The organism is Ruegeria sp. E5, from assembly GCF_056534105.1.
Genome location: NZ_JBQFPA010000001.1, coordinates 288,461 through 299,008, shown reverse-complemented (window position 1 = coordinate 299,008; position 10,548 = coordinate 288,461). Strand labels below are relative to the sequence as shown.

The 10,548-nt window shown below is 56.3% G+C and carries 12 protein-coding genes; 3 read left to right on the top strand and 9 right to left on the bottom strand.

Annotated features, from left to right (window positions below; all coding sequences use genetic code 11):
- Nucleotides 1–11: 11 nt before the first annotated feature.
- Genes ACR0BI_RS01510 through ACR0BI_RS01500 form a run of 3 tightly spaced genes read right to left on the bottom strand, consistent with a single transcriptional unit; the run spans nucleotide 12 to nucleotide 1,922 of the window.
- The gene (locus ACR0BI_RS01510; RefSeq protein WP_170393275.1) at nucleotides 12–320 is read right to left on the bottom strand and encodes a BMC domain-containing protein; all 309 of its coding nucleotides are present in this window, start codon (nucleotides 318–320) and stop codon (nucleotides 12–14) included.
- Between the two features lie 43 nt (nucleotides 321–363).
- A complete protein-coding gene (locus ACR0BI_RS01505; protein WP_170393276.1) occupies nucleotides 364–630 on the bottom strand; it encodes a EutN/CcmL family microcompartment protein in 267 nt (88 codons plus the stop codon).
- Nucleotides 630–1,922, bottom strand: coding sequence for a glutamine synthetase family protein (locus tag ACR0BI_RS01500; protein WP_170405351.1), 1,293 nt, complete (start codon nucleotides 1,920–1,922; stop codon nucleotides 630–632). Before ACR0BI_RS01500 ends, ACR0BI_RS01505 begins: the two co-directional genes overlap by 1 nt.
- 92 nt (nucleotides 1,923–2,014) lie before the next feature.
- Here ACR0BI_RS01500 and ACR0BI_RS01495 point away from each other — a divergent pair, with 92 nt between their 5' ends.
- The gene (locus tag ACR0BI_RS01495; protein WP_170405348.1) at nucleotides 2,015–3,154 is read left to right on the top strand and encodes an FAD-dependent oxidoreductase; all 1,140 of its coding nucleotides are present in this window, start codon (nucleotides 2,015–2,017) and stop codon (nucleotides 3,152–3,154) included.
- On the opposite strand, the gene ACR0BI_RS01490 is transcribed toward ACR0BI_RS01495, so the two are convergent.
- The 5 genes from ACR0BI_RS01490 to ACR0BI_RS01470 form a co-directional block, all read right to left on the bottom strand.
- Entirely contained in the window at nucleotides 3,151–3,501 is a 351-nt protein-coding gene (locus ACR0BI_RS01490) for a hypothetical protein (protein ID WP_170405345.1), read from the bottom strand. The two genes, ACR0BI_RS01495 and ACR0BI_RS01490, sit on opposite strands and share 4 nt — an antisense overlap.
- Before the next feature lie 89 nt (nucleotides 3,502–3,590).
- Complete coding sequence (locus ACR0BI_RS01485; protein ID WP_170405343.1) at nucleotides 3,591–4,235, bottom strand: type 1 glutamine amidotransferase; 645 nt, start codon at nucleotides 4,233–4,235, stop codon at nucleotides 3,591–3,593.
- Between the two features lie 50 nt (nucleotides 4,236–4,285).
- Nucleotides 4,286–5,710 (bottom strand): FMN-binding glutamate synthase family protein, encoded by a 1,425-nt coding sequence (locus ACR0BI_RS01480; protein WP_170393281.1) that lies wholly within the window; start codon nucleotides 5,708–5,710, stop codon nucleotides 4,286–4,288.
- Nucleotides 5,695–6,408 carry a GltB/FmdC/FwdC-like GXGXG domain-containing protein gene (locus ACR0BI_RS01475; RefSeq protein WP_170405341.1) on the bottom strand — a complete coding sequence of 238 codons (714 nt, stop codon included), beginning with the start codon at nucleotides 6,406–6,408 and terminating at the stop codon, nucleotides 5,695–5,697. Before ACR0BI_RS01475 ends, ACR0BI_RS01480 begins: the two co-directional genes overlap by 16 nt.
- Complete coding sequence (locus ACR0BI_RS01470; protein WP_480561603.1) at nucleotides 6,405–7,349, bottom strand: class II glutamine amidotransferase domain-containing protein; 945 nt, start codon at nucleotides 7,347–7,349, stop codon at nucleotides 6,405–6,407. Before ACR0BI_RS01470 ends, ACR0BI_RS01475 begins: the two co-directional genes overlap by 4 nt.
- Before the next feature lie 128 nt (nucleotides 7,350–7,477).
- On the opposite strand from ACR0BI_RS01470, the gene ACR0BI_RS01465 reads away from it, so the two are divergent.
- Nucleotides 7,478–8,149 (top strand): GntR family transcriptional regulator, encoded by a 672-nt coding sequence (locus ACR0BI_RS01465; protein ID WP_170405336.1) that lies wholly within the window; start codon nucleotides 7,478–7,480, stop codon nucleotides 8,147–8,149.
- Nucleotides 8,150–8,207: 58 nt separating this feature from the next.
- Here ACR0BI_RS01465 and ACR0BI_RS01460 read toward each other — a convergent pair whose 3' ends face one another.
- A complete protein-coding gene (locus ACR0BI_RS01460; protein WP_480561605.1) occupies nucleotides 8,208–9,515 on the bottom strand; it encodes an aminotransferase class I/II-fold pyridoxal phosphate-dependent enzyme in 1,308 nt (435 codons plus the stop codon).
- Nucleotides 9,516–9,611: 96 nt separating this feature from the next.
- Here ACR0BI_RS01460 and ACR0BI_RS01455 point away from each other — a divergent pair, with 96 nt between their 5' ends.
- Nucleotides 9,612–10,490, top strand: coding sequence for a LysR family transcriptional regulator (locus ACR0BI_RS01455; protein WP_480561607.1), 879 nt, complete (start codon nucleotides 9,612–9,614; stop codon nucleotides 10,488–10,490).
- The last annotated feature ends 58 nt before the right edge of the window (nucleotides 10,491–10,548 follow it).

Genomic DNA, 10,548 nt, shown 5'->3' with positions numbered 1-10,548 from the left:
ATACAGACGGATTAAGCCGCAGAGCCAGCACCAAGGCTGTCGATTATGGCCTCAAGTTCATCATGTGGGCGCGCGATCACGTGGACGGATACGACTTCACCCACTTTGTTTGCCGCTGTCGCACCGGCATCCGCGGCGGCTTTGACTGCGCCGACTTCACCACGCACAAGGGTGGTGACTAGGCCTCCGCCAGCCTTGGTTTGGCCGACAATCGAAACGCTGGCCGCCTTGACCATCGCATCTGCCGCTTCGATCGCGCCGACCAGTCCGCGCGTTTCGATCATGCCCAGGGCCATTTGCCCCGCCACTGGTTTCGCCATTTTTCGTTCCTCCAAAGAAATTTAGATGTTTGGTGTTCTTGGTTCAGGTCGTGGACACGCGATCCACAATCGCGATGATCGCCAGATCGACGGGCGCGGTGGACAGACCGGCGGCCATACGCGCCGCCGAGCCGTTGACCAGCAGAACCGTATCCCCCACCCCGGCACCGCAGGTGTCGACGGCGACCCGCGCCGGTTCGATCACCTTGCCTTTGCTATCGACCAAATCCGTCACCAGCAGTTTCGTACCGACCAGTTTTGCGTCTTTGGCCGTGGCTGTGACGGTCCCGGCGACCTTGCCCAAATGCATCAGAAGGTCCTCAGGTAACGGTCCAACTCAACCGGAGTGACCTGTTGATTGAAGAATTCAAGCTCGCGCTCAGCCTGCTGCAGAACCAGCTCCCACAGCATTTCGCCCATGAGATCGCGAAGCCATTCGGATCCTCGCGCCAGTTCGATCGCCGTTGGCAAGTCGGTCGGGATCGGATCGCCGATCCCTTCTTCGTAACCGTTGCCGGTTGTCGGCTCTGACGGAGCCAGGCCCTGCTCGATCCCGTCCAGCCCCGCTGCAATCTCGGCCGCCAGCAGAAGGTAGGGATTGGCATCTGCACCAGCGTCACGTTTTTCTACGCGCACCGCGCTGTCGGATCCTTCAATGACCCGAATACCAACGGTCCGGTTGTCATAACCCCAGCTCGTGTTGATCGGGCAGAAAGTATAAGGCTGACGGCGTCGATAACCATTGACGGTGCCACTGCCACAGATTGCCGTTTCGCACATGCGTTGTTGCAGCCCGGCGATGAAGGATTTGCCAGTATCGTTTATCTTGCCGTTATCGGCAAAGACATTCTTGCCGTCTTTCCAAAGAGAGTAGTGTGTGTGGAAGCCGTTGCCGGACTGATCGAAGAACGGTTTTGGCATGAAGGTTGCCAGATAGCCGTGGGCGATGCCCAGCTGGCGGATCAGCGACTTAAACAAGACGACACGATCTGCCGCTGCGAGCGCTTCGCCGTAACGGATATTCACCTCAATCTGACCCGCAGCGTATTCGGGGTTCGATTGCTCGATTGGAATACCGCACTCGTTGATCTGTTGGCGGATCGGCCCAACGATGTGCTCCATCCGCGCAGCACGGCCCAGACCGTAGACCTGGATCCCGCTATCGCGCGGCTGTCCGGTCTCCGGATCCAGTAGATAGAATTCAAGTTCAGTACCGACATTGACCTCGAACCCCATTTCGCGGGCCCGTTCAACTTGACGCACCAACGCCTGACGCGGATCGATCGGAACCGGCTTGTGATCCATACCTTCCGCCCGACCAAAGCAAACAGCGACGCCTGGCTCCCACGGCACAGCGACGGGCTGGGTCATTGGGAAGACGTGCATATCGGGGTAGCCGTTGTCGAAATTGACATAAGGCGTATCCCAGACGTCGCACGTCATATCGATCGCCATCAATGCAATCGACAGCGCATTGCCGCTTTTGCAGACGTGGTCCCAGTGGCTGGCCGGAATGCGCTTGCCGCGCATGATGCCGTTGAGGTCACCCACGCCGAGTATGACGGTGTGCGTGCCTTCGGGCAGATCAAATCCCGAACTCATTGATGCGCTCTCCCTGTTTTTTGGCTTTATAATTGTTGTATTCTGTATACAGTATTCACAAAGACAATCGATAAACAAGGAAAATCTGCATCATGTCCAAGAACTCGGTCATCGTTGTCGGAGGCGGCATCGTCGGCGTCATGACGGCGCTTACACTGCAACGACGTGGTGAGGCAGTGACTTTGATAGATCGCTGGGAACCGGGACATTCCCGTGCATCTTCAACGGATTACAACCGTGTCATCCGTGCGATTTCCGGGCGGGATGAGTTCTATACACGTTGGGCCCGCGAAAGCCGCCTGCGCTGGCTGGAACTGCAAGCCGAGAGCGGCCAGAACCTGATGTATGAATGCGGTGCGCTGATTCTTGCAACAGGCGGTCATTGCGACTGGGAGAACGCCACAGCCGAAACCTTCGACCGCGTTGGTGTGCCCTACTACAAGTTCGGGCGGCAGGACATCGAATCGCGATTTCCGCAGTTTCGCGTTCCTGACATCGAATACGCCCTGTTCGAACCCGAAGCCGGAATGCTGATGGCGCATCGCTGCGTCCTGACCGGGCTTGAGCTGTTTCGTCGAGCGGGCGGGATCGTACAGCGCGGTCGCGTGACCACCGATGGATCAGAGCGCCCAATGCTGGATGGAAAGCCGCTTGAGGCTGATCTTATCATTGTCTCAACCGGCCCCTGGATGGCGGACATGTTCCCCAGGACGATCAAGCCGATATCGACGGTGGTTGGTGTGAATGTCCTCTATACCTCGACGCCAGATGGGTCCGAGGAGTTCGATATGAGCCGGATGCCCTGCTGGATCGATCATGGTCAGGGCTCATTCGGGCTACCCTCATCCGAAGGTTCAGGCGTGAAAGCCGCGGTCGTCATCCCGGACAAGATCGATCTGGACAATGACGAAAGGCTAATCCGACAGGAAACGCTAGGACGCACTCGCAGCTACATCCGTCATCGTCTTCCGGGCCTTGAAGGTGAGCGGATAGTGGATTCCAAATTCAACCAGATCATCCTGACACCTGACACGCACTTTATTGTCGACTGGCACCCCGAGCATGAAAACGTGCTGTTCGCCGGAGGCTGCTCGGGACATCTGTTCAAACACGCGCCGGTTTTTGCAGAGTTTGCGGCAGGTGTTGGAATGAAGGATTTCGGAACGGCTGATCGTTTCAAGATCACTGGTCGAAGAAAACTGAGCCCAAAAGAAAGTCCAAGCGGGCGTTAACCTTCTGAAAGCGCCGCATAGAGCCCTGAATTCGGGCACTTTTCCTGAGGCAGGCGAACACCTGATCGAATTGCATCTCGGCAGGTCTTTGCTTGGCGACAATGTCCACATTTTTCCGCCAACTCAAGGCCAAGCTCAGGATGGGCCTTAAGATCATCTTCACTCAGGCCAAACTGACTAGCCATCGAGAGTATACGCTCTCGCGCGTTGGGCGCGCCAGAACGCAACATGGCCAAATCAGTGCGGGACAGGCCGAGATCCGATAGCTCCAGATCGCTGATACTTCCCTCGCGTGGAGCATTCACAATCCGCGCAATCCTCTCAAAGAAATCCTTGTATCCCGTCATTGCCAAATCTCCCAACCGATTGCGTATACAGTATACATAGTGCGGCTTGGCTGGACTTGATTAGGATCAAGAGCCGCTCGCTCAAAGGCTTATTGCTCAGGGACGTATGTACCGCGAAAAAGCTCTACTGCTTGAAGCGCTGCAATATCGTCGGGCACATTTGCCGCGCTGACCGAGGACATCCCATCATCCGCTTCCGTAGCTGACAAAAGCACCTCTCGACCTCTGGTGAACAGATCGCGCAAGTGATGCGCCTTGTATTCGGGATGAAACTGAACAGAGCGGGCAGGAAAATCATAATCCAGTGCACCAACTGGACAGTGGCCCGCTGATCCGGTCACCCGAGCCGAGTCCGGAATGCTTGTTACCTGATCCTGATGCCAGACATATGCATCCACGCTATCTCCGCCATAGTTGAAGGGCCGTGCGCCAACGACATTGCCTACCTCGACTTTCTCGGCCCGACCACCATAGACGTCAGCCATGATCTGATGTCCGAAACAGATACCAAAGACTGGTTTTCGGATTTCTCGACAACGGTCCAGGAAGGCACGTAGCGGCTGCATCCAATCCGTGTCATCATAAACGCCAAATTCAGATCCGCCGACTATAGCGCCGTCGAAATCGCTCTCGTCCGGGAGCGGTTCTCCATCAACGACCCCGACTACTACGAACTCGGCTTCCGGTAGGTGTGGGGCGATCCACTCCTGAATCTGCTGTGAAGTCCGCGGCATTCCCTCCAACAATGGCAGCGGGTGGCTAGTCAACTCAAGAACTGCGATTTTCACCAGTCAAAAGCCCTGTCAATTCCAGCCATTTTCACCCCAGTGAAAGCTGACGCTTGAAAGCTAAGCGCACGCAAGTCTTCGGTTTCCAGATTGTGTACCGAGGACTTTCCGCAGGCTTTCGCAAGCGCTGTAATCTCCATGGTCATGGCCGTCAGATAGCGCGCAATGCGCTCTGCCCCTGCATTAGGGTTCATACGAGCTTCGAGACTTTCATCCTGCGTCGCAATGCCAACCGGGCAACGACCAGTGTGGCAATGGTGGCAGGCGCCCGGCGAGGTTCCCAACGCCGCGTAATCTTCGAGATAGCGCGGACTGTTGCATCCTAGCGCAACCATGGCCGCGTTGCCGATCATCACAGCGTCAGCACCGAGGGCCAGACACTTCGCGGCGTCCACACCGGACCGAATGCCACCGGCAGCGACCAGAGAGACTTTGCCGGTCATGCCGCATTCGTCCAATGCTTCACGCGCGGCACGAATAGCGCTCATCGTTGGGATTCCGGTATGGTTTAGCAATAGCTCCGGAGACGCGCCGGTGCCACCTTCGGCACCATCAACTACTACAACATCTGCACCCGCTTTGGCAGCAACTGCCACGTCAAACCGGGGACGTGTCGCACCCATCTTGATGAAGATTGGCACCTGATAGTTGGTGGCGATGCGCAATTCTTCAATCTTCACTGCCAAATCATCAGCGCCGAGAAAATCGGGATGGCGGATCGTAGATCGCTGATCCACACCTTCGGGCAAAGTTCGCATCTGGCTGACGCGCGGGCTGACCTTCATGCCCAGCAGCAGACCCCCGGTTCCGGGTTTCGCACCCTGCCCCACGACAAGTTCCAAGGCATCCGCGCGGCGCAGATGATCCAGATCCACACCATACCGCGCGGGTGACATCTGATAGAGCAGGCGTTGGGAGGCTTCGCGCTCCTCTTCCAGCATGCCACCCTCACCCGTGCAAGTCATGGTTCCTACTTTCGAGGCCCCATAACCCAGCGATGCCTTGGCCGATGCCGACAAAGCACCAAAGGACATTGAAGCGATGTAGATCGGGATCTTCAATTCAAGCGGGCGCTCCACAAGGCCGCGCCCTCCACCCAGAACGGTCGTCGTATCGCAATTCTCGCGATAGCCTTCCAGCGGCAGGCGGGTCATCGTTGCAGGAACGAATGTCAGATCATCAAAGGTCGGCAATTGCTTGTTGAACGTGTTGTATCCACGCACTTGATAGCGCCCAAGCTGCGCCAGCGCGTGAACTTCCGAGATCGCCTCGGGTGTCCAGCGGGTCGATCCTCCTTCGTCATACGACGAAGGAACGCCAGCCGGGCGGCCGTCGATCGCTCCCGCATCGCGGAACCTGATTTCCTCTTCCGAGGCAACGTCGAACGGATATTCGTAAGGTTTACTCAGATCATGAGCCATGCGCTTGCGTCCCTGCTTTCAAAATACCAAAGACGCTGGCCCGAAACCATTTTGCGCCAATTTCGCGAACTGTCGACAAGCCCGAGCGGGTCGAGGATCGCATCGACCTCGGCCACTTCTTCAGCAGTCGGTTCGATCACGTCGACATCCACACCCAGGCTGTCGACCTCGCCAGCTACCCAGACTTCGCCTTCCCAAAGCGCATCAGCACAGGATTCACCCGCACCGCCAAGCGCTATGATCCGACCGGAATGCGCCATGAAGCCGGACTGATAGCCAATCTTTCCTTCGACGACGATGTTTCCACCTTTCATCGCAACGCCCACCCTTGGCCCCGCATCGCCTTTGACATGGATCGTGCCGCCGATCATCGCAGCACCACAGGACATACCGGCATAGCCACCGACAGTGATGTGCCCTTTGGCCATACCTTCGCCAACGGCCCAGCCGCAGTTGCGTTCGATAGTGATTTTCGCCCCGGTATTGAGACCGCCGCAGTAATAACCAACCGACCCCTCGAAAGTGATATCCACATTGTCTGGCAGACCCACGCCCAAATTATGACGAGACAGCGTATCTACCACGCGGATCGGCCGGCCCATTGTGCAGGCTTCCATTATCTCACGATTGACCTCGCGGATATGTCGCTTGCCGACTTCGATGACGATCTCATCCATCTTTGCAGCCACCTCATTCATGCCGCCAAACTCCGGTTTCCGACGCCCCAGATACCGGTCAGCGACGGGCCGTCGTAGTTGATCACATCGCATTCCTCGGTCATCACCCGGCGGACCGCTTGTTCTTCGGTCGCAGCCGCCAGATGGCCATTGCGGTTGACGACGACCAGAGGCTTCATTGCAAATCGGTCTTTGGCAAACCCAATCCCGTTTGGCGTTGCGATCATGTAGGTAAACACACCATCGATAGAGGTAATGGACTTCTTTAGCGCCTGCTCCATGGTCAGGCCCGCCTTCATCTGGTCGCTGACCCAGACGGCAATCAACTCGCTGTCATTCTCAGTCAAGAACCGATAACCCATTCGGGTCAGCTTATCGCGCCAGGTGAAGTAATCGGTGATCTGCCCGTTATGTACGATCGCGACATCCGAAAATGGGCGCGCCCAGAACGGATGCGATGCGTTAGGCAATACCGAACTTTCCGTAGCAAGCCGCGCATGCCCCAGCCCATGTGTTCCTATCATATCGCGAACGCCGTGCTTTTCTGCCACGGCTTCGGCACCACCAATATCCTTAATGATCTCAAGACTGCGGCCGCAGGATTGAACTTCAATGCGGTCTGTCAGCTCATCCGCGTCCGCGACCCAGGCTTGAAGATTCCTTGGGTCTGAAATTTCCATCCGAAAGCAATAGTGACGACTTTGGTCCGTTACGATTTGGGGGTCAGACATAAAGCTGCTTCCGTGTTCACGCAATATCGTTTCAAACGCGGAGAGATCCGCATCCTGTTGAGACTTGTCGAATCCCATTCCGCGTAAAACGTATCCCGTTTCTCGTGGCAAACCATAAACGGCGAAGCCAGTGCTGTCGGCGCCTCGATGTTCCTGCGCATCCATCAGGTCAACAAGATCCGCCCCAACCTTCCCGGGCGCGGCCAGTATTCTACCAGCAATTCCACACATGAAGAGCTCCCTGTTCATTCTTTCCTGTATACTGTATACAGTACACGAACAATAGCAACCCCATTCGCCTTGGCAGCAGTTGTTTTATTGAATACAGAATTCATGAAGGACAGAAAGAGAGGCTCCGAGTGGCTCTGAAACAAATCAAAACACAGCGCAGACGCCTGGCGGACGAGGTCTATGACCAACTGGTCGAAGCCATCATGAGTCGCGAGATCACCGGTGAAGATCGGCTGGTGCAGGAAAAGCTGGCCGCCGAGTTGAACATCAGCAGGACGCCTGTACGTGAAGCGCTCATGCGGTTGGAGACTGAAGGCGTGTTGGAAGTGGCCGCCAGCGGCGGATTTCGACTGGCGCGCATGGACCAGACCGAGGTTCGGCAACTATACCAGGCACGTGCCGCGATCGAAGGACAAGCCGCGCGCATACTTGCGGTACACGCAGAACCAGAGGTGCTGGATCGATTGCGTGAACTCATTCGTCGCGAAGAAGATCTGAGCCAGCCGACGACCCGAGACTATTTTATCGCAAACCGGCGCATTCACCGTGCCTTCATGGTTGAGGCGGGCAACAAATTTCTGATCGACATGTTCGATATGATTTGGGGCAAAGCAATGGCGTTCCATCTGTTTTCGGCGATTGAAAACGTCGATATCTCCAAATCGCTCGGAAACCACCTGACGCTCGTTGACGCGATTGCGACGGGTGATGTCACCGAAGCGCTGGAAACTTTCACCAGCCACATTCAGGAAGGTTTCGACCTTCAGATCGAAGGTCTGAAAGAAGCAGATAACGGCTAAACCGCGTTTCTGATCGAGCGGCCAATCAGGGCCTGTGACCTGATTGGCTGCAACTGGTTCAAATCACAAAATGCAACCTATCGAACTCACCACGCCATCCTGATACCTCGGATAGAACGGATTCACCGCTCAAGCCACGTCGGATCAGTTCTGCCAGACGCTCTGCATCTCCTGCTGTCATACCCCACCGGACCAGCTCGGGCGTGCCGATCCGTAGGCCATTCATGTCGCCTTCCACCGGCTCAACTGGCAATCCGATGCCACATGCCAGAAACCCGGATTTACGAAGCAGTTTGGAGGCAGTCTGACCCCCACCATACGGCGCTGCCAGTACCGCGAATTGATGAGAATTGGTGAAACCCTCTCCACCCGCGAAGACCGGAACACCTTGCGCATCCAACGCGGCAGCAAGTGCTTTGGACATCGCAATCATTTCATCTGCATAGGCTGATCCGAACTCTTTCCAATCCAGCATGGTGACGGCAAGTGCAGCCGTTTTGGCTGCATCAAAGTTGGCTGTCATGCCGGGGAAAGCAATTGTATCCAGCGCCTTGGCGATTTCCGCATCGTTTGACACAATCAGCCCCCCGGCCGGTCCGCCAAGGCTTTTGTAGGTACTCATGGTCATGAAATGCGCACCCTCCTTCAGCGGGTTGGACCACGCATGCCCGGCGATGATCCCGCACTGGTGGGCGGCGTCGAACATGACCTTTGCGCCGATTTCATCCGCTATGGCACGCACTTCGGCCACGGGATGCTCAAACAGGTTCAGACTGCCGCCTATCGTGATCAGCTTGGGGCGTTCGGCTTTCGCCAAAGCCCTCAACCGTTCCAGATCAACGGTATACCCATCCGCATTGACGGGGGCTTCAATAGTGCGCAGACCAAACAGCCCCGCACACCCCGCCAAATGGTGAGTCACATGGCCACCAATCGATGCTGGCGGAGCGATTATCGCATCACCGGGTTTGCAGGTCGCCATAAAACCATAGAGGTTGGCAATTGCGCCCGAAGGCACGCGAACCTCGGCGAATTGCGCGTCGAAAACATCGGCACACAACTCTGCTGCGATGACTTCGATCTCTTCGATCGCCTCCAACCCCATTTCATATTTGTCACCGGGATATCCCAGCGATGGTCTGGACCCGATGCCTGACGACAAAAGTGCCTCGGCCCTTGGGTTCATGACATTTGTCGCCGGGTTGAGATTGAAGCACTCTTTTTCGTGAATGCGCCGGTTTTCCTCTGCCAGATTCTCGATTCGGGCCAGCAAATCGCCAGACGACGTCGATGCGGCCTTGGTCGCGATATCCTGAATCAGGGTTTCGCTTGCAGCAGGCACCCAGTCTCTTTGTACAAGTGTCATCTGACATCCTCCTGTTTTTTGCAGTTTGGCGGCTTTCGCGTGACACCGCAAAGCAGAATTGTTATTTCTTGGCGTAGAAAAACTAAGGTTAGATCAATGAGTGTCGCCCCCAAACGCCCCAAGGGACCTCCGCTAAACGCAATGAGGGCGTTCGAGGCCGCGGCGCGTCACGTCAGCTTTGTCGCGGCGGCGGAAGAGCTGAACGTTTCTCCGGGTGCGATCTCACAGCATGTAAAGGCGTTGGAGGGTTGGGCAGGTGCGCCGCTGTTTCGCCGCAACGCGCAAGGGGTTGAACTGACGCCCCAAGGTCAATCACTTGTCGCTGTCTTCACCACAGCCTTTGATCAGATGGGCGATGCCGCTCGGGCCTTGCGGAACCTCAAGCCAAATGCCGATTTTCACATCGCCGCCTTGCCTGCTGTTGCCCAACTCTGGTTGCCCATACGATTGCGCCGGATCAGAGAGTGTTTTCCGCATATCAATTTTTCGGTCACGGCGCTGGAAACACCACCCAGCCTGTCGCGTGAGATGTTCGATTTGGCGATCTTCTTCGCGACCTTGGACGAAGCACCTGACCAAATTGTGCTGTGCGAGGATGAAATCCAACCGGTTTGCGCCCCTGCTCTGCTGGATCAGTTAATCGGCAACAACGGGTTTCAAGGCACTCCCTTGTTGCACGATCAGACTTGGAGCAGCGATTGGTCCACATGGTCGCGAAGCACAGGTTGTGAGGTCCCAGATGTCAAAACTGGCCCGCAGTTTTCGCTTTACAGCCTTGCCGTGGAAGAGGCCAAGGCCGCAGCTGGCGTGCTAATGGGGCACCTATGCTTACTCGAAGAGCCATTGAAATCTGGTGCACTCGTTACGGCCCACGCGCAATCCTGCCCGACAGGGCGTGCTCTAGCGGTTCAAGTGCCAGTGGCATCGCGACGAAGACCCGAAACCGATCAAGTCATCGCCTTGTTGTCAGATTGAGTCAAATCTCATCAATCCGGTGCATTGTGCACGACACTTCACATTGAAAGCCGTGCAC

Coding starts and splice junctions, on each gene's coding strand:
- ACR0BI_RS01455 (WP_480561607.1), top strand. CDS start 9,612: ATGAGTGTCGCCCCCAAACGCCCCAAGGGACCTCCGCTAAACGCAATG.
- ACR0BI_RS01480 (WP_170393281.1), bottom strand. CDS start 5,710: ATGGCTCATGATCTGAGTAAACCTTACGAATATCCGTTCGACGTTGCC.
- ACR0BI_RS01510 (WP_170393275.1), bottom strand. CDS start 320: ATGGCGAAACCAGTGGCGGGGCAAATGGCCCTGGGCATGATCGAAACG.
- ACR0BI_RS01495 (WP_170405348.1), top strand. CDS start 2,015: ATGTCCAAGAACTCGGTCATCGTTGTCGGAGGCGGCATCGTCGGCGTC.
- ACR0BI_RS01490 (WP_170405345.1), bottom strand. CDS start 3,501: ATGACGGGATACAAGGATTTCTTTGAGAGGATTGCGCGGATTGTGAAT.
- ACR0BI_RS01485 (WP_170405343.1), bottom strand. CDS start 4,235: ATGCCGCGGACTTCACAGCAGATTCAGGAGTGGATCGCCCCACACCTA.
- ACR0BI_RS01460 (WP_480561605.1), bottom strand. CDS start 9,515: ATGACACTTGTACAAAGAGACTGGGTGCCTGCTGCAAGCGAAACCCTG.
- ACR0BI_RS01505 (WP_170393276.1), bottom strand. CDS start 630: ATGCATTTGGGCAAGGTCGCCGGGACCGTCACAGCCACGGCCAAAGAC.
- ACR0BI_RS01475 (WP_170405341.1), bottom strand. CDS start 6,408: ATGAATGAGGTGGCTGCAAAGATGGATGAGATCGTCATCGAAGTCGGC.
- ACR0BI_RS01470 (WP_480561603.1), bottom strand. CDS start 7,349: ATGTGTGGAATTGCTGGTAGAATACTGGCCGCGCCCGGGAAGGTTGGG.
- ACR0BI_RS01500 (WP_170405351.1), bottom strand. CDS start 1,922: ATGAGTTCGGGATTTGATCTGCCCGAAGGCACGCACACCGTCATACTC.